Here is a 19,101-nt window from a genome sequence, read left to right on the forward strand (position 1 = left end):
GGTCTGCGGCGTTGTTGTCAAATCGTAAGGGCCTTTGCTAAGTTGGCGTCTATTGTTGCATATAGTGCATGTTCAAAAATCATGTTAAGTGGGCTTTTTAAAAGAAACTCTAATAAAGCTTGTTCATTTTACGGCTTAATAAGAAATACAAACCCGTGATGGCTCCCACAATAACAGCGGTTGCGAAGCCAACGGCGCTGCCGTATCCAAGCTGCTGCTCCACAGGCGATCCCGTGGAAACCGGAAACAACAGTTTATACAGATAGAGATACATGACCTCGGTTTTGCCGATAGGTCCGCCTTCCGTGATGAGCATAATGCTCTCATAGCCTTTCAGGGATGCGATAATCGCAAGCATAATGACCAACTGGGCAACCGGAGCCAGCATCGGAAGCGTAATGCTCCAGAACCGTCTTCCTGCATTCGCGCCGTCCATGGCCGCACTTTCGTACAAATCCTGCGGAATGCTCTGCAAGCCAGCCAGAAACAGCAGCATATAGTTACCGACCGCGCCCCATACCGCCACAATAATGACCGTAAGCATCGCATGCTTCGGCCCGAGCCAGTCGATCGGCTGCGAGATCAGGTGCAGCTTCATCAATACGGTGTTAACCATCCCGTTATAGGAATTGAAGATCGTATAGAACACCACGGAGATAACTGCGGTGCTGATGATCGTCGGCATAAAATAGATCCCTCGCAGCAGTTTTCCGCCTCGCAGCTTGCCGTTCAGGATGACCGCGAGCAGCAGGGACAATGGCAGCGTCAGCAGCAGCTTGCCTCCGGCGTAGACAAAGGTATTGCCAACCGATTCCCAGAACAGGGCATCGCGCATCAGCCGACGAAAATTGTCCAGCCCAACGAACAGCGCTTCGCCATACCCGGCATAGTCATAAAACATATAACGCAGCATCCATATCAAGGGGTAGATGCCCAGGGCAGCCGTCAAAATGATGCTCGGCGATAGAAACAGAGCATTCTCCCCTAGCCGTTTCCATTTCATACTCACGATGGGTTCCTCCTTCGGGGAAAGAAAAGGGGCATCCGCCAAAAATGCTTGCGGCAGCCCCATCCTCGCCTGTTATTCTCCCTGTGGTTTGGTTGGATCAAAGGCAGGGTTCGGCGTTACAGTGACCTCGCCTTTCTCCACCGCTTTGGACAATGCGGCGTTGTATCTTGTGTTTAAATCCTCCGTAATCGCTTTCAGGTCTTCATCGGTAAGGATATATTTGAAGAAAGCGTCCGCATAGGTGGATCCCTCCGGAGTAACGTTTGGCGAAGCAGGCCAGAGCGAGTCGTGTTCCCCGACAAGGAAGCCTTCCATGCCACCCATCTCCGGATCTTTTGCCTGTTCTACAATGCTCGGTACAATGGCAATCCCGAAGCCTTTTTCGTGATAGGTCTTCAGAACCTCATCGCCGTACATATACTGCATGAATGTCCAAGCCGCTTCCTTATTGGCCGATTGGGCGCTGATGCCGAGCCACGTTCCGGCGGACACGATTTCGGAAGTTCCCTTGATCTGACCGTCCAGCGTTGGAGCCAACGCGCCCCCCCAGTTGATTTCGGTCGGGAATTGATCCATGTACACGCCGGGCTCCGTCGAGAAGGATAGATACATACCGATTTTGCCTGCGGCGAATTGGGCGCGCAGCGGGTCGATGTCCAGCGCTTCCGCGCCAGGCAGAATGCTTCCGTCTTTATGCATTTGCTTGAAATATTCAATGACCTGCGAGTAAGGCTCGAAATCGAATTGGCCTGTTTTCAGATCAAACCCTAGTCCCTGATGACCGCTCAAGGATAGAATCTCCCGTACGGAACGGTCAAATGCTTGCTTCGGATTTTTGAAGTTCAGCGCAAAACCATAGATGCCCTCGGCCTTGCCGACTTCGGTAATTTTCTTGGCATCCTCCACCATTTCCTGCAGCGATTTCGGAGGATTCTCAATGCCCGCTTTGGCAAAGAGATCCTTGTTGTAGACCAGGCGCATGGTGAGGCCGGTATTGGCAAGCGAGTACACCTTGCCGTCAAAACGGTTGACATCGTCGATCAGCAGGCTGCCGAACTTCGCTTTCAAGTCATCGGTCAGATACTCGTCAATTGGGGCGAGATACCCTTTTTTGACGAATCCGGACGTATTGGCGCTCTTGAGACGCAGCACATCCGGCGCCTGGTTGCTGGAGAAGGCAATGTCGACGCTTTGCGCGTAATTCTCGGACATGACCGTAAGTTCCACCTGGATGTTATCTCCGTTAGTTTCATTGAACTTGTTGATCAATTCCTTGATATACTCCTGGTCATGACGGTCGTCAGTCCAGTATTTAAGCTGTACGGGTTGGCCCGTCTCGGTTGATGGTGCTGCCGTTCCGCCGTCAGACTTGCCATTCGTCGTGCCGCCATTGCTGCTGTTGTCGTTCCCGCCGCAGCCTGCGATTCCGGCTGCCAGAATGAGGCTCAAGCCGAGACTTAACCATTTTTTTCGCATACATTCTACCCCTTTGATTAACGTTTGTATTGTGAGCTCGTTTTTTATTATAGAATCCCGTTCTCGGAAAAGGAGTGAGGCAAATTCACTCTCAAGGGATAGAATTCTATGGTCTCCTGCAGCAGGCACCTCAAGCCTCCGGCCGCTCCATGTGATAGCCCGCCCTGAATTCCGACGGTGTCTGGCCGGTGATCTTCTTGAACATCTCGCTGAAATATCTGCGCTCTTCATACCCTACCGCCGCAGCCACCTCCTGCACCTGCGCTCCCTCCACCAGCAGCAGTCTCGCTTTGTGAATGCGTTCCGAGGTGATAAACTGCGTGACCGTCATCCCGGTCACTTGCTTGAATAAGCTGGAAAAGTAGCTGGCGCTTAGATGCACATGCGCGGCGCATTCGCCAACGGTAATATCCTCGGACAAGCGGCCCTTGATGTAGCCTATGGCATTATAAATAACCTTCTGCCCTTCGGATAAGCTGTTTCGGCGAACCAGCTCGGCTCCCTCCGTGCACAAGGCATGCAGTTGACGCTGCAAAGAGGCCAGCGGCAGCCCCGCCGTCCCTTGTACCGTTCTGAATTTCTGAATCATCGGCTGTATCTCCGAATAGGTAACCATTTCGTAAAGCGTGCGGATCGCTGAAGCGGCCAGCTCATCGTACAGGCTGAGGAGATAATCCGGACTTTGCCGCGAGATCCGTTTCTGCAGCGCTTCCGAAATCGCGGACAGAATCTCGTCCGTCCGGGCGGCATTCCCGGAACGAAGGGCCAGCAGGAGCTCGTCCTTGTACTCCAGTGCCAACGGCTCCTGGCTTCCGCTCTGATGGATATCGTCATACATAATGGCGGCATTGCCTTCAGTGAATAAGTGATGGGAGAGCGCCCGATGAGCCTGGCGATAAGAATCCGGGAGCCCGCTAATCTCCTCCACTCTGCCGCCGACCCCGACCGAGATCGTAAACTTGGTGTATCGTTCAATATTCCGGCAGCACTGCTCGGCAATTTCGATCGGACTGGACGGTCCTGAATCGTTCAGTACGGCCAGGTACTGATCATGACGGGCACGGAAAAGAACGCTGTGCGCATAATGGGCAAGCGTCTCCTGCATAATATTCAACAGCGAGAACCGGATCAGCTCCATCTCCTTCACGGACTGCTCGGCAACTTGCTCCCGGAAACGATCAATTTCAATCAGCATCACGACGAAGCCGCGCGGCTCCAATTCAATATTCAGAAAATCCCACCGTTCCGAGGCCTCTTCCCATGATGTGCGGTGACTTACGAGCAGCCCAAAGTATTCCTGCCGCAGCGCCGGCATGCTCTCGCGAAGCTTGTTCTCCATTTCCCTCAAACTTATCCGTTTGGACCTCTCTTCCATAACCTCTGCTTTGGCTCGCAGCACAGCCGACATCATATCTTCTTCTGTGAAGGGCTTCACCACAAAATCAAACGCCCCCAGCTGCACCGCCTGCTGCGCATATTCAAAGTCGGCATAGCCGCTGATCAGAATGACCTTGCAGCTGGGATTCTCTTCCAGAACCAAACGCAGCATGCTCAACCCGTCCATGATCGGCATCCGGATATCGGTAATAACCAGATCCGGACACAACCCGCTGATCAGCTTCAGCCCCTCTTCTCCATTGCTCGATACACCTGCGACCCGAATCCCTTGCTCTTCCCAGTTCATGGCGGTCAACCCGTCCACCACGCTCTTAATATCGTCGATAATGCAAAGACTGATCGCTTCAGGATTGCTCATCCAAATGCTCCCCTTTCTTGGGTAAAGAAATCCGTATTTCGGTTCCGCGTTCCGGCGCACTGTCTACGCGAAATTCCGCACCGTCCCCATAATAGAGCCGGAGCCGCCGGATCAAGTTGGACACCGCATATCCCTTCTTCGATTCCAGCCAAAAGAGTGCGCGCACTTGGGCCTCATCCATGCCCCTGCCGTTATCGCGTACGGCAATCGTCCAGCGTTTCTCATCCCCGCTAATTTCGATTTCGATTAGGCCGCCGTTCTTCAGGTCGCGAAAACCGTGCAAAATGCTGTTCTCGACCAGCGGCTGCAAAATGATGCGTGGAATCGAAATCGATGACACCTCCGGTTCGCGTACATGGATCTCATAAGAGAATAAGTCTTCATAGCAGCTTAACTGCAGTTCCAAATACTGGCGCACATGCTCCAGCTCTTTCGACATTGTCGTAATTTCCTGACCATTGTTCAGCCCGAGTTGGAACAGGCGGGAGAGCGACATGACCATTTGCTGCGACGGTTCGATCTGCTTCAATTTCAATTTCCAGTAGATGGTATTGAGCGTGTTGTACAGAAAATGCGGGTCCATTTGCGCCGACAGCGCCTTGATCTCTGCAGTTCGCTTATGCGTCTGGGCTTCCGTTACCTCATCAATCAACACCACAATCTGTTCCAGCATCCGGTTAAACCGAAATCCCACCTGAGCCAGCTCATCTCCGCTGCCGCTCTCAAAACGGGCGGTCAGATCGTTGTTCTCGACCCGCTTCATCACCTTCAGCAGCCCTTGCAGCGGCTTTAGCAAATAGCGTGAAAATGCCCCTGAAATTAACGTGGTGACGGTAAAAACAGCCAGCGTAACCCCGGCAATCAGCCATTTGACATACACCATGTCCTGGAGCACGTCGGCCCGGGAACGGATGGTGGTCATCGTCCAATCCGCTATGCCGAGGCGGGCATAATTAAGCAGATAGGTTTGGCCGTCCAGATCAAAAGGCTGACTTCCCTCCGAGCGGTTCATCATGCCACTCAAATCTCCCGTCTCCACCGCCTGCCTGACCAGCGGTTCCTTCACGGGGTAAACCGTCTCTCCATCAGCGTTCAGCAAGAAGCTGGACGCCCCTTCCGCGGTGTTCCCCTGGACCAGCTTGCGGAAGCCGTCCTCACGGATATTCACGACAATATAAACACCACTGACCGGGGTGTCAAAGATCGGCTCCAGAATAAGCGAAATGACGCGTTCCTTGCCGGAGAAGAGCATATCCTCATGACCCTCCACCCACAGGTTCTTTTTCTCCTGTTCGATGCGCGCATACAGAACGGTATCCTCGAATGCGGTGAGCCGATTGCGGTTCATGGACGAAGGATAAAATTCGCCAATCGGCGTAAATACGTAGATCGATTGGATCAGCGGTTCGGCGATCCGCGCCTGCGAGAAAACGTTATCAAGATCGTTCAGATGCGTGTAATATCTGCTGGCATCCCCGGAGGCGGCATCCTTCAGCATGTCGTAGAAAGGCTGGCTGATCATAAACGTCATCATAATCAGCATCAGTTTGTTCAGCTTCTCATCGACGATCTGCGCGGATCTGACCACCGTATCCTGCGTGAGCTTCAGCGCATTCTTTTCCAGCGTGGCAGCCGAGATATAATAAGACAACCCTCCGGTCATCAGGACAGAAAGCACGATGACAGCCAGAAAAGCGACCTTGAGTTTGTTGCGGAACGATTGCCTGCGGAGGTAGTCCAAGCTTTTCACGCCTTCCGTTAAATTTCTTCCTTTGATTATGTCACTGCATCCCCTGTTCGACAATGCAAAAAAACGAAGCTGTCCCTGGCAGCCAATCATGGCGTTAGGGGCAGCTCCTTCGTATGATCCCATTAACGCTGACCGACCTGTGGATCGGCTTTTATTGACACGGTACGGGATGCCTTCAAGTTAGATCGAATCAGGTGCCAGTACCACAGCATCATCAAAAGCTACGCCTGCCGAAGTGGTCCGAAATCCTATTTTTCCTGCTGTCAGTTCCGTCTCGGGATTGGTCCATTCCACTTTTAATTCTCCATCCACATAACCTTTTATGGTGTTCCCTTCAATAGAAGCCTTCATCGTATACCACTGGTTCGCCTGAGCTGTAAACGGGGTACTGGATACAAGGGTCATGACGTTGTCCACGGATTTGTACAACTCCAGCTTTTGGGCTGCGGAATGGATTCGGAACATATAGAAATTACCCGCATCCTGTACCCTGAAGAGAATGCCTGCGTTGGCATTGGTGATGGGCATTTTCGCCTTGGCCTCATACGTATAATCCGTCCACGAATCGCCGGCAGCAATGACTGCAGTGGCAGCTTGATTCTGAATCAAGGCTTTTGTGCCGTCCGTTGTTACATCCCAAGAACCTGAAGCAGACGTCCATCCTCCGGCATTTCCATCTTCGAAATCGTCGCTGAATACAATGACCGTAGGATCCGGATTCACGGGAGGTTCATTCACGTCCGTGACATGGATCGTAAAGGTCTTCTCAACATACAGTCCGCCTGAGTCTGTACTCCTCACCCGGATGCTGTAGCTATCCTTGGCTTCGTAATCAGGCGTTACGGCTAGGAACAACTTATTGTCCGAAATGGTGAAGCTGCCGTTGTCCACATCCCCTGCCCCCGCTATCAGCATATAAGAAAATGTTTCTTCCGCATCAGGGTCGCTGGTGGAAAAGGTTCCGACCATTCCTCCCGCCGTCGTGTTTTCAACAACACTGTTGTGTGAAAGGGCAATCTCCTCAGGCGCTTTATTGAGGAGACTAACCACGGCATCGTCAAAATGGACGCCCGCCGAGGTGGTCCGGAATCCGATCCCCCCAGCCGTCAATTCGGTTACAGGATTGGTCCATTCCATCTTTAATTCTCCATCCACGTAACAGGAAATCGTGTTCCCTTGTATAACCGCCTTAACCTTATACCACTGTTTCTCAATGGCCGTGAACGGCATACTGTTTACAAGCGTCAGCTGTCCATTCACGGATTTGAACAACTCCAGCTGTTGATTCGATGAATGAATGCGATACATATAATAATTGTTTGCATCCTGCACCCTGAAGACCATGCCCGCGTTGGCATTGGTGATGGGCATTCTTAATCTGGCTTCATAAACGTAATCCGTCCATGAACCCCCGCTATTAGCGGTAATCAGGGAGGTGGTTGTCTGATTCCCGCTGGACAGCACGTGATTCGTGCCGACTTTCGGGACGATCCAACCGCCGGACATCGACGTCCAACCCGCCGTATTTCCGTCTTCGAAATTGTCGCTGAATAGCGGAGGTTTGGAATTGGCAAAAACGATACCATATACATTGTTATTGACGGTAACATTCAAGTCGTCCAGGGTTGCTGCAAGCTTGCCTCCAACATAAACATCCGTGAACGTGACGCCGTTAACCCTTCCGCCTTTCGTGGCATTCCCGGAAATTCTGGATTTCTGGGTGCCGGTCTCGCGAACATGGATGTTCTTGACTACAACATTGCTTACATCGCCGGAAGTGCTGGTGGACACTCCAAGCCAATAGTTCCCGAATTGATTGATGCCGACGCGTTCGATGTCGATATTTTCAAAGGTGATATTTTGGGCGTAACCTTCCTCCGGGAGTGTATTCAGTTGGTATCCATGATCAATAAGCAATGCTCGGGCGCTTTGATAGACATACGAATTTCGGATGGTTACGCCGATTTGCGGCTGGGCTACACCCATGCCAATCTTGAAAGCCGCGCATCTTGTCCATGCAAAAGCGTCATCAAAGACCACATTCTCCAAATGTTCAAGCTCGCCCGGCCAGTCTTTGGACATCCCCGTCTGCAGCCAGGTTTTAGTGGAATACGTGTCATCATCCGAGATGGCAATCGAATGCTGAACAAGCACGTTCTGACTCTCATTGATATCGATAACGTCATTCTCGATTTTGTATAAATCCTGGAATCCCTTAAGATTGTTTATGGTCACATTGTCGGAACGTACCACCATGAACGACCAGAAACCGCCATCCCGCAATATTAGGCCGTCAAAAGTAAAATTGGATGTTGCGATCGGAACGAGCAGGTTATTGAGGAACCCTTCATTCTTATTCGGCGCCGGCATCCTTCGCTCTCGCATCGCAATGCCTTTTCCATCAATGGTTCCCCGTCCCCGTATCGTAATATTGGTGGAATCTACGGCAGTACGAATAAAATACGTTCCATCCGCGTTTCGTGAATCCTTGCGAAAATCAATCACGTAGTCTTCCCCCTTGCCCGTGCCGACAATGACGGCGCCGCCGGCCAGGTAAAGGGTTACGTTGCTTTTTAATGTCAGGTTCCCGCTCTTATAAACACCGGCCGGAATGAATACAACGCCGCCGCCGGCTTGATGGGCGTCATCGATCGCCTGCTGAATCGGACCCGATGCCAGCGATGTACCCGTGTTATCCGCATGGTAAGGCGACTGCGTCACATTATAAATCCCGGCACCTGTGGACGGGGGAATATCCGTCTCCAAGGGATCTGCTGCGATAACAATCTTCTTCCTCTGGTCATTGATTTTCACGATGACATAGGTTGAGGATGAAAGATAGAACGTTAGCTTGTTCCCGTTGACCGTGCCTTCGATATTTTTAGCCTGAGGACTGATGGAGTATGATGTAATCGGCACATTGTTGGTAACTTCGATACGGACCGTGCCGGAAAAGGAAAATTGCGCATAATCATAATCAGCCAGATAACTGATAACAGGAATCGCTTCGTTATTCGCTTTCAACGAAAACACGCTGGATGCGGTATAGATGGATGGCATCGGGTAATTTTGTATCGTGGCCGGAGCAGCGGCGGTCTGTGCCAAAGATGCCGGATCAGCGGCATCCGTCATATCCATTGAAGAAATTGAATACCTATCGATTTCTAAAGCATCCGCAGTTCGGGGTGAGAATCCTGTGATCATTACGGCAAGCACGACCAACAGACTAACTGCTTTTCTTGTAATGGTAAGCATAAATACCTCCTCAAGATTATTCATCTGCCACACGATAATAAGGCACTGCAGCTTCCGTTCTCCCGGTTGTATTCTTGCTTGTTTTTTTGTGAAGGCGCTAACATTTATCGGAAGCAGGCAGCCCGCTTTCTGACGTTCACTCCCCCCTCCATCCAAACTTTTCACTGTCACGATGGATTATAATCCCTGCCCATAAAAAAAGGAGTGGGGCAAGCCCACTCTCCAGGGATACATTTTAACTGTTCTCGATCGCCTGCCGTTCCACCGGCAGCCATAGCAAAGCTGCAATGAAGATCTACGCAGGCGCTATCTCCGTTGATTGCTACCAAGACTGCTTTTCCGATAAATCGTCGTAAGAAAGGACTCCCGAAGTCATGTGCTCAAAAGTTCCCTCCTCCAATATTTCATGGCCCATGCGATGCAGCAGCGATATTGCGGCGCGAAAAGGACCTGAGCCGGTGCTGATACGCTGGATCCCTAGCGCTTCAAGCTCCTTTGCGGAAGGTATTCCCGGTCCGGCCAATACATTGATCGGACAGCTTATTTCATGGCGCAGTGTTTGGATGTCGGAGATTTCCTGGATTCCGGGGACAAAAATACAATCTGCCCCGGCTTCCTGGTAGGCATGGGCCCGCTTGATCGTCTCTTCAAGCCTCCCAGCAGACGGCATAGACTTGATCCAGTAAGCATCGATCCGTGCATTGATGAAGAGAGGATACCCCATGGCATTCCCCAGCCTTCGGATCACGGCTAATTTGTTTTGCTGGAGCAAAATATCATGCAGCGGCGCTTGTCGATCCATGCTGCTGTCTTCTATGTTAATCCCAGTCGCGCCTGCCTTGATCACCTGCTTAACCGATTCTGCGACTTCATCAGGCATCTGTCCATACCTGTCTTCCATATCCACGGTAACCGGGATATCCACGGTTTGCACGATCCTGCGGACCGTATCCAGCATCCTATCGAAGGGCATATTCCGATCCGCATACCCATGGGAAACCGCTATGCCGGCACTTGTCGTGCCAATGGCCTTGAAGCCGCACTTCTCGAAAGTTTTCGCGCTTGCAGCATCCCATGCATTGGGCAAAATAAAGAAATTAGAGTGAAGCTTTTTAAAGGCGGTAAGCTTTTCAAGCTGTTTTATCATGTCCATACTATACCTCTCCCCATCTATTATCGACTGGCGTACTTTTGTATATAGTATAAACCGAGTACTATTCGATACCTATCGAAATATGGAATGCACATTGAGTTCCAGAAGGATATGGAACTGTCTGACTAGAATAATAATCAGAGCCTATAAGAAATTGGAGTGAATACGGTGGGAGAAGAGACCCTGAATGACAAAATAAATGAATTTATGATTTGGGCTGAAGAAAACGGTTGGACGATAACTAAGAATGAGGATCATCAATTACATTTAGCTGGCAGCTTGTTATCAAGATATAAGGAAATCCCTAATGATTATTTGGAATTTTTAAGTGTTGTAAAACGATGCATCACACCTGATGAGAAGACCTGGTTTCTATGCGAGGATGAATACAATAATCGCTCCGAGGCTGAATTTAAATGGAATGAATTTGAAATGCTCAGTTTGGAGGCAGCAAGGGACGATGAACTATGGAAATCAGAAATAACTGCGTGGTGGGATTCTTACCTGCCGATCGTGATGTCAGTTGATGGAGGGTATTCCTTCTATGCGATTGATTTAACCAATGACATTGGTGCTATCGTGCGCGGATATGAACCTGAATTTGAAGAAGTTGAACAAGCGGCACATAATCTTGAAGAGTTTTTGGAATTGATTATGTCGAACTCTATAGAGTTCCAGTGATAAAAAGGCAATGCATACAACCTTAGTTCGGTACTCAACCAGACTAAGGTTGTTGGCCTTCGACCCAGGGAGTATTAATATTCAAGTAGACGGCCATGATCGTTCCATTGACTGTACATTTTGTTTTCTCTTGTGTTGGATATGAATTTGTCTAATCTGCTCTTGAATAATTCCGGCTGATTCTTATAGCTTTGTATCGTGTCGATCCGAACTCTTTTATAAAGATCAGGAAATGCCATGAAATTCTCAAATACTTGCTTTTCCTCTTTTAGCCTTTGTTCTATGACCCCATCTATTCTGAAAGAACCGGGATCCATGTCAGGATGAACCCTTCTGCCTTCGTCACTCATGAAGCCCAACTTTTCGAGGCGGCGGACACGTTCTTTATTCAATTCGGTCCATGAGCTTTTTCTACTTCTAGGAGACAGTCTCTGGGCCAGCTCGGTTTCGGACATTTTCTTTTTCATGCCATCAATCCATCCAAAGCATAAAGCTTCCTCAACGACGTCCAAATATAACAACATATCAGGGGTTGGCGTCATACTAACCAAGACCCAGCAAGACTTCTCGGCCGTGCCATGGTTCTGCAGCCAAATCCTTAGATCCTCTCTCGATTTTGCTGGAACCACATGTTCAATTTTCATAGCTATAACCCATCCTCCTCCTTTCTAATGAGAATATCAAAACATGGCCTTTCATTGGTAGGCCATGTTTTGAATGCGTTACTGTTTGTTTGAAATGACTTTATCCAGGAAGCGATCTGCGTCACGATTAAATTTCCAGGCAACTCCGAATTTATCAACCAGCATTCCAAAACACGAAGACCAAGGAGTATTGGATAATGGCATCACAACATGGCCGCCAACAGACAATTGGTTAAAGTATTTTTCCAATGCTTGTTTATCCTCCATGATTAGACTAATAAGCATGTTGTTTCCTTTCACCAACTCACCCGTTACCGCCTTCATGGAGGGCAAAATATCCGACATCATGATTTTCCCGCCTGCAAATTCTACCGAGGATTCCATGATCATATTGAGTTCATTATCTGGCAATGGATAGTTTGGATCCTGCGGAAAATCCTTAAATTTCACTTTTTTTACCTCGTTCGCCAGTAGAGCCTCCGAATAAAATTCAATCGCTTCTCCGGCGACCCCATCAAAGTTCAAATATGCAATAGCTGACATAAAGTTGTACCTCCTTCTTTTGATAGATGAAGTATAATTTATTAGTGGTGACAGACGCATGTCACCATTTAAAAATTTGTACCAAAAGAGGGGCTGTTATGGAGAAGGTTGAGAGATTAATATCCATTATCATGATATTGCTGAAAAAAAATATCGTTTCAACAAAAGAATTCGCACAATTATTCAACGTTTCCAAAAGAACGATTCTTCGCGATATGGAAACACTGAGCTTATCCAATATCCCCATCTATTCTGTTCATGGAATTCATGGCGGATACGGTATTATGGATGAATACAAGGTGGATAAGCGACTTTTAAACAGCTCCGACTTAGAAAATATATTGACTGCGCTCGGCGGATTGGAACAAATTCTAATTAGCGAGGAAGTTGAAATCACGATTAAAAAAATGGAGGCCATGGTTCACCCCATGTCACTGAAAGGTTCAGTCCGTCTATCATTTTATGATTGGGAGGGTCGGTCCGATATTCTTCAAACCTTGAAGACATGCCAAGAATCGATCATAGGGAAAAAGTTAATTTCATTTGATTATATAGATAAAAATGGCATGATAACGAATCGAATCGTCGAGCCGTATCAGCTTCATTTTAGCGAAACCAGTTGGTATTTGAAGGGATTCTGTTTACATCGCCAGAGCTATAGAACATTTAAATTATCCAGGATCGATAATCTCAATATGAATGAAGAAACCTTTAACCCGAGAGATTATGCATTAGAACAAGACGCAGCCAGTTATCAGCCGCAATTAGTCGCCATTAAAGCGTTGATTGCGCCCGGCATAAAAGATCAGTTTATTGAAAGGTACGGTCGAAAGAGTATTGAAAGTCATAGTTCTGAATATTTCCTGGCTACCATCCAAATTCCTCGGAACCCTATTGGATTTCAGTTTTTAGCAAGTTTCGGTACAAATCTAGAAATCGTAGAACCGAAATCATACGTAGAGGAATTTCGCAATTATTTACTTAAAATGGTCGATAAATATTCTTAAAAGGTCCTTTCAAATGAACATGTCGGCAACTTCTAACAGATATGCATATTTGCTGCCAACACAAAAACACCTTCAAGACCGTCTCCATATCTTACGACATGGCTTCGTTCTCCTGAAGGTGCTCTTTTTTACCGAATCGTCATTTCTCCATCCCGGTACCGGCGTCCTTCAAGCCCAGCCGGGAGTTGAAGAGTTGCTCGATCCGGGTGCAGGTATCCGCCGGGGTTTCCATGCCAGCCCACAGCAGATTCAGTTCATCCAGCAGCGTCAATATCTCAGATTGGTTCATGTTAAGGATATGCAGCGGATAAGCATGCGGCAGCACCTCGAGATAACGGTTATAGTGCTGCGGATGAATGTCCGGATTCAGCAGGCTGTCATCCTCGGCTACAGACCGCAACACCGGAATGGTGCAACCGTACTGTTTTAGCAGTTTCTGTGCTTCCTCGCCCGTCATAAAATCCACGAGTTTTTCGGCGATATTCCGATGACTGCTCGCAGCGTTGATCGACAGCCCCCCGCCTAGCAGTATAGTGGCGGGTTTGCTCCCTTTCGGCAAGGTCATCACATCCCAGTCGATGGAATGGTCGCGGAATTCATTCATGAAATAATACGTGGACATGATCATCGCAACCCGTTCTTTCATAAACAGGCTTTCGGCTAAATGGCTGCTGCCATGGGAAAAGATCGGCGACACATGCTCCTTGTACATCAGCGATACGCAAAACTCCAGCGCTTCGATGTTTCGTTCGTCCGCCATCGTGCTCCGGCTGCGGTCTGCAGCCATGATGCTGCCGTCATTTTGAAGCAGGAAGACCGGCCAGCGGTTGGGGGACGAAGAGAAGCAGAACCCGTAATGATCGGTCATTCCGTCTTCGTTCGGGGCCGAGGTGCTGGCTTTGGCCACCTCCAGCAGCTGCTGCCAGTCGACAAGACTGACGGGGTGAGACAGGCCGTGCTGACGGAAGATCGAACGGTTATAACATATGACTACCGGAGAGAACACGAACGGCGCCGCGAGCATGCCGCCTTCATGATTGAACAGCTCGAAGACCCGCGGATAGCTGACCCCTTTCTCCATCAGACGGGGTGGAACATACCCTGTCAGCAGATTCGTGCGCCCGCTTTCGGTCCATTCCCGGAAATGCTGATCCGACATGATAAACAGATCAGGCCCTTGACCGTCCTCAATGGACCGGATGATGGTTTCGGTGTAGAAATCCTCGGAATACAGCACCATCTCCACCTGAACGAACGGATGCTTCCGCTCGAACGCCTCGATCATTTTTTCGATTATCGGAATCTCATAGGAAGAAGAGAACCATGCGAGTCTCAGCACGACAGGCGTTCTGTCCTCATCCGGCACTTTCACCCGGTTGCCCTTGCCCGCGATTTTCTCGATCAATCCTTCGTTCACCAGCTCATCCAGCGCCTTCCGGATCGATACCCGGCTCATTTCGTATTTTTGGCTAAGCGTGTTTTCCGGCAAAATAAATTCACCCGGCTGAAGAACACCGGCAACGATTTCATTCCTCAATTCCTGGACAAAGCGTTCATAACGCTCATGAAATTCATTTCTTCTACGCAACAATATATACCGCTCCTATACATGTCTATAAAAATCAGTATATCATGAGGGACATCAGGATTCCATGCACTCCGGATAAAGAACGCGTATATATTTTACTCCGCAAGCTGTTTTTCAAGAAAAGCATAGGCACGCTGCCGGATATCCGGCGGAAAATCGTGCCCTTCATGACCGATCCAGCACTCGAAAGCAGATGAAGCGCCCAGAAAATCATACAAACCATCCAGCTCCCCCAGTCCCGTGACAATCTCTCTCCAGTTCGGAAAAATCGGGTCTCGCGTTCCGGACCACATCAACATCGGCACCGGAGCTGCAAGCGCCGCGATTTCATGCCACTCAAACGGAAGGGAGCCGCTCCTCAGGGTGTCCGTGATGAATGGGATATGGGAAAACCATTCCCGAAGGCCCCAGCGGTTCGGCTCCGGATCGCCGCGGAACATCGTAAATCCGCAGCTCGAGACGACGGCCTTGATGCGTTTATCTATTCCGGCCAGAAACCAGCCATTATAGCCGCCAAGCGAGTGGCCGATCACGCCGATCCTGTGTGGATTTACCTGCGGCAGCGAGGTCAGCACGTCGACCCCTACCATGTGATCGGAAAGCATTTTGCCGACTGCGGTCCACGCAGGGTGCCGTTGATAGAACGGAGCCGTTTGAAACGGCGCTTCCCCTTCATAGATTCGGTCACCGAACGTGATGGAGTCCGGAGCCAGCACGGCAAAGCCGCGCTGTACCAGCTCTAGACCATACTGCCGGTTCGCCCGTCCGGAAGCCAGACATACATCGTCTTTTCCATTCTCGGTTGTCGGGTGAAGGGCAAGTACAGCGGGGAATCCTCCTACAGCAGGCTTTCCTGAAGGGAGCAACAGATAAGCCGGGATCGAATCCCCGTCCGGTGATTCGTACATGATCGCCTGTCTTGTGTGATCTTCTTCCTTATGCACGGAAAGCACCCGGAAGCACCCGCTGTCTGCTACAGCTCTCGGCTTGTAATCTACCGGCTCCGGAGGCTCCCCCAGCAGCTTCAGCCATCGTGCTCTCAGTCTGGACTCCTTCTCCATCCAGGCCTCAAGGGTATGGATTCCCTCTAACAGCGGCACTAATTCCCCATTAAACTGAGTCATAAAAGTAATCACCCTCCCCTTCCATCCGATACCGCCACAGCTCAGCACCGGAACCGAAATACACGTTTCCGTTCAGGCAGGCGATTCCGCTGGTCGCTTCGACCGGAAGCACTTCCAGCAGTTCCGGCTGCATGTTCACCGTATTTAAGGTGAACAAAGCCCCGCTAAGCAGACCCAGAAGGAATGGATGCCCCTTGCGTTCTATCATGAGCAGTCCCTGCCGGACGATACCGCCCCAGGAAGAAAGATCGCGGCAATGAATGATCTTTTGCAGTCCTGCATCGTAAACGAAGAACACCGATTCCGAGGTCAAGCCATAGACAAGCCCGTTTGTGCCGGATCTCAGCTGAGCGATTTCCCTGGCACCCGGTACCGGCACCCAGCGCCGAATCACTTGTCGGGCAGGCCAATCCAACTCATACATCACCGCTTCCTCCGCCGTGCTGATCCCGCCGCCGGGCGTCTCAATGCTGGTGCCGCCGAATACCCTGCCATCCGGCAGCACGGCAAGCGAAATCGTACTCTGCCCGCTGACCATTTCCCGGTTCTCCAGCATCTCCACCTGCCCGGCCAGTACATCCACGATGCCGAGCCCGCCGCCGGCCGCACCATAACCAGGAAAGCCGCCATACAACACATGGCGGCCGTCCGGATGTGCGACTGCGCATCTCGGCCTGTGGACAGCGGCATTTTCATAGATTAGCCGGGGATTCCGGTGGGGTCCTGGTTCCGTACACCATTCTTTCGCCGTATCCATTAGGTGGACCATGCCGCCGGCATAAGCAGCACCCACGATGATGCTGCCTTGCGCCGCATAAGCGGCAATATTGCCGCCGCCTCCCCGCTCCACGATATCGCCGCCACAATCGGTCAGGCGCCCGGCTTCGGTATCGTACGTGAACAGATGAAGCGGGTGATTGGAAGTGCCGTAAAGAATGCCGTCCGGACCTCCGAACAGCGGAGAGAGTGACGTTCCGCCTCCCTTGTAGTCAAGCGGAATCCGGCTCAGGCTTCCGTCCGCTTCCATGATTTCGATCTGCTTGTCGGACAGCTGCCATTTCAGCAGCACTCGACCGGCATCAAGGTCCCGGTGCAGCTTGTTGTAACCTGCCCCCTTATACAGGGACGGGTTAACCTCCTCCGCCGACACCTGCTCTGCCCCCTGCTCGCCCAGCAGGTACCATATGCCGGCTCCGTCCTCCCCGGTTGGCAGCCAGCCGTAAACGGCGCCGTTGCAGCCTTGGTGAACGGCAGCGCTGCCTGTCGTACCCGGCAGTCCCTCCAGTATTATCTCAAGCTCTCCGGTCTCCTCATGAAAACAGGCAATGGCCGGCGACGTTGTGCCCAGTCCGGCATAGACCTTCCCACCGCTTCCGCAGGCGAGCGTCATGGCATACTTCCTCTCGGCATCCAGCCTGCATAAGGTACGCGAGGATTTTGACGATGCATCGAGCTCAATCAGATAGCTTCCCGGGTAAGTTGTTGCGTAGACCCGACCATCTCCATTCACGGCAAATGCAAAGCCGGCTCCCTCTTCCCCTTCAGGTACCCGGTGCTGCCCGACAAAAGCCGGAGTGAACGGATCGATAACGTAAAAATAGCGGCCTGCTCCGGTATAGAACCGTCCTCGGGAATCACTGATCGACGCAAACGGGTACTGGCCCTCGCCCCCTGGAAAATAAAGCTGCGTGCTGTTTCCTGTTCCCGGATCCGCGATCAGCACATATCCCCGGGCTGCGATTACGATGCGCTCGGTGCCGTCGGCTCTTCGGCACACCGCCGCAGATCTGCTCTCGTCGACATCAACGGGTACGCCGATCCGCTCAAAAGCCCCCATCGTCCCCGTTGCCTCGCTGACGTTCACTTCTTCCGCATTATTCATGGCTTTTCCCATAATAGGCGCCCACCTTGGCAACCGCCTGAATGATATGCTCAATATCCTCGGGCGAGTAGAATTCGTTCATCGGAATCTGCACCGCCGTGTCTAATATCGCCTCCGCGACAGGACAACGGCCTTGCTCATAAGAGACGCTGCTGTTGTCAAACGGAAAATGGCTCCCCGGATAAGCCTGCCGGTTCCGGAACAGCGGCTGCAAATAGCATACCTGCGGGATATAGCCGGCACGGTTGGGGATCCCCTCAGCCTCCAGCGCCCTGCAAAACTCTTCGCGGCTGCACGTCAGCTTGCCCAGATCAAGGCACAGCATGTAGAACCAGTATGTACAGTCATGCTCCGGGTCGACCTGCGGCGGAATGACGCCCTGGATTCCCTGCAATCCTTCATTGAGCCGGTCGCCGTATTGCTGACGCCGCCCGCAAATCCAGGGCAGCTTTTTGAGCTGGGCGATACCGACGGCTCCCTGAAGCTCGGTCATCCGGTAATTCGGCGCAATATAGCTGGTTCCCCGGTCAACCGTGGTGCCGAGACGGCGGTAGTTTTTGTCCGCGAAGGCGTGAGCGGTTTCGTAATCCTCGCGCGCTCCCGAATTGATCAGCACCATGCCCCCGTCCCCGGTGGAGATATGCTTAAAATCGTTCGTGCTGAAACAGCCATAATCGCCAATGGTGCCGGCCAGCCTCCCCTTATACCGGGTCAGATAAGCCTGTGCGCAATCCTCAATGACCTTAATGCCATGCTTTTCCGCGATCTCCATGATCGGGTCCATATCGCACGGATATCCCGCCAGATGGACGACTAGGATCGCTTTCGTTCTCGGCGTAATGCAGGCTTCGATCGAGGCCGGATCCAGATTGTAAGTGTAAGGCTCCAGATCGGCAAACACGGGGATCGCATTCTGGTACAGAATGCCGATCAGCGTTCCCTGGTCCGTAATCGGGCTTGTAATGACCTCGTCCCCTACGGAGACCCCAGCCGCACCCAGCGCGACATGAATCGCCGCGGTGCCGGAGGATGTCGCTACACTGTATTCCCGGCCGTACATCGCATTGAAATCGGCCAAAAACTGTTTAACCTTGGTGCCGAAATGATAAAACAGCGTGTTCTGCTCCAGCGCTTCGAGCAGATGCGCGGCCTCCTCTTCCCCGAATCTTTTGCCTGTGCCAAAAGGACCGGTCTTGACCGGCGCTCCCCCATGAATCGCTAACGCTTCCACTG

14 protein-coding genes are annotated in these 19,101 nt (G+C 51.1%); 2 read left to right on the plus strand and 12 right to left on the minus strand.

All coding sequences use genetic code 11. The features are described from left to right. Positions 1 to 109: 109 nt before the first annotated feature. The 6 genes from MHI43_RS17395 to MHI43_RS17420 form a co-directional block, all read right to left on the minus strand. The gene (locus MHI43_RS17395; protein ID WP_081746274.1) at positions 110 to 1,009 is read right to left on the minus strand and encodes a sugar ABC transporter permease; all 900 of its coding nucleotides are present in this window, start codon (positions 1,007 to 1,009) and stop codon (positions 110 to 112) included. A 72-nt stretch (positions 1,010 to 1,081) separates the two neighbouring features. Beyond that, the gene (locus tag MHI43_RS17400) at positions 1,082 to 2,485 is read right to left on the minus strand and encodes a sugar ABC transporter substrate-binding protein (protein ID WP_036660667.1); all 1,404 of its coding nucleotides are present in this window, start codon (positions 2,483 to 2,485) and stop codon (positions 1,082 to 1,084) included. 130 nt (positions 2,486 to 2,615) lie between these two features. Further along, positions 2,616 to 4,241 carry a helix-turn-helix domain-containing protein gene (locus MHI43_RS17405; RefSeq protein WP_036660668.1) on the minus strand — a complete coding sequence of 542 codons (1,626 nt, stop codon included), beginning with the start codon at positions 4,239 to 4,241 and terminating at the stop codon, positions 2,616 to 2,618. Continuing rightward, a complete protein-coding gene (locus MHI43_RS17410; protein ID WP_235201655.1) occupies positions 4,228 to 5,991 on the minus strand; it encodes a sensor histidine kinase in 1,764 nt (587 codons plus the stop codon). The genes MHI43_RS17405 and MHI43_RS17410 overlap by 14 nt, the downstream gene beginning before the upstream one ends. Positions 5,992 to 6,171: 180 nt before the next feature. After that, positions 6,172 to 9,129, minus strand: coding sequence for a family 16 glycoside hydrolase (locus MHI43_RS17415; RefSeq protein WP_341283143.1), 2,958 nt, complete (start codon positions 9,127 to 9,129; stop codon positions 6,172 to 6,174). Positions 9,130 to 9,568: 439 nt separating this feature from the next. After that, positions 9,569 to 10,399 carry an isocitrate lyase/phosphoenolpyruvate mutase family protein gene (locus tag MHI43_RS17420; protein ID WP_036660670.1) on the minus strand — a complete coding sequence of 277 codons (831 nt, stop codon included), beginning with the start codon at positions 10,397 to 10,399 and terminating at the stop codon, positions 9,569 to 9,571. 168 nt (positions 10,400 to 10,567) lie between these two features. Here MHI43_RS17420 and MHI43_RS17425 point away from each other — a divergent pair, with 168 nt between their 5' ends. Then, positions 10,568 to 11,080: an SMI1/KNR4 family protein gene (locus MHI43_RS17425; RefSeq protein WP_015735641.1), complete on the plus strand. Its 513-nt coding sequence runs from the start codon at positions 10,568 to 10,570 to the stop codon at positions 11,078 to 11,080. Between the two features lie 74 nt (positions 11,081 to 11,154). On the opposite strand, the gene MHI43_RS17430 is transcribed toward MHI43_RS17425, so the two are convergent. Together MHI43_RS17430 and MHI43_RS17435 are read right to left on the minus strand one after the other, a co-directional pair. Continuing rightward, positions 11,155 to 11,724, minus strand: a complete 570-nt coding sequence (locus MHI43_RS17430) for a YdeI/OmpD-associated family protein (RefSeq protein WP_036660671.1) — start codon at positions 11,722 to 11,724, stop codon at positions 11,155 to 11,157. Between the two features lie 78 nt (positions 11,725 to 11,802). Then, positions 11,803 to 12,267 (minus strand): VOC family protein, encoded by a 465-nt coding sequence (locus MHI43_RS17435; protein ID WP_036660672.1) that lies wholly within the window; start codon positions 12,265 to 12,267, stop codon positions 11,803 to 11,805. A 98-nt stretch (positions 12,268 to 12,365) separates the two neighbouring features. Here MHI43_RS17435 and MHI43_RS17440 point away from each other — a divergent pair, with 98 nt between their 5' ends. Continuing rightward, entirely contained in the window at positions 12,366 to 13,274 is a 909-nt protein-coding gene (locus MHI43_RS17440; RefSeq protein WP_036660674.1) for a YafY family protein, read from the plus strand. A gap of 139 nt (positions 13,275 to 13,413) precedes the next feature. On the opposite strand, the gene MHI43_RS17445 is transcribed toward MHI43_RS17440, so the two are convergent. The 4 genes from MHI43_RS17445 to MHI43_RS17460 all read right to left on the minus strand — a co-directional run bounded on the left by MHI43_RS17445 (position 13,414) and on the right by MHI43_RS17460 (position 19,099). After that, positions 13,414 to 14,865 carry an extracellular solute-binding protein gene (locus tag MHI43_RS17445; RefSeq protein ID WP_036660675.1) on the minus strand — a complete coding sequence of 484 codons (1,452 nt, stop codon included), beginning with the start codon at positions 14,863 to 14,865 and terminating at the stop codon, positions 13,414 to 13,416. 92 nt (positions 14,866 to 14,957) lie between these two features. Then, entirely contained in the window at positions 14,958 to 15,986 is a 1,029-nt protein-coding gene (locus MHI43_RS17450; protein WP_036660677.1) for an alpha/beta fold hydrolase, read from the minus strand. Beyond that, the gene (locus MHI43_RS17455; protein ID WP_036660678.1) at positions 15,973 to 17,880 is read right to left on the minus strand and encodes a hypothetical protein; all 1,908 of its coding nucleotides are present in this window, start codon (positions 17,878 to 17,880) and stop codon (positions 15,973 to 15,975) included. Before MHI43_RS17455 ends, MHI43_RS17450 begins: the two co-directional genes overlap by 14 nt. Then, on the minus strand, positions 17,861 to 19,099 hold the full coding sequence (locus tag MHI43_RS17460; RefSeq protein WP_036660680.1) for a DegT/DnrJ/EryC1/StrS family aminotransferase: 1,239 nt from the start codon (positions 19,097 to 19,099) through the stop codon (positions 17,861 to 17,863). Before MHI43_RS17460 ends, MHI43_RS17455 begins: the two co-directional genes overlap by 20 nt. Between the last annotated feature and the right edge of the window lie 2 nt (positions 19,100 to 19,101).

This window comes from Paenibacillus sp. FSL H8-0457, from assembly GCF_038051935.1.
Taxonomy (GTDB): domain Bacteria; phylum Bacillota; class Bacilli; order Paenibacillales; family Paenibacillaceae; genus Paenibacillus_AQ; species Paenibacillus_AQ lautus_A.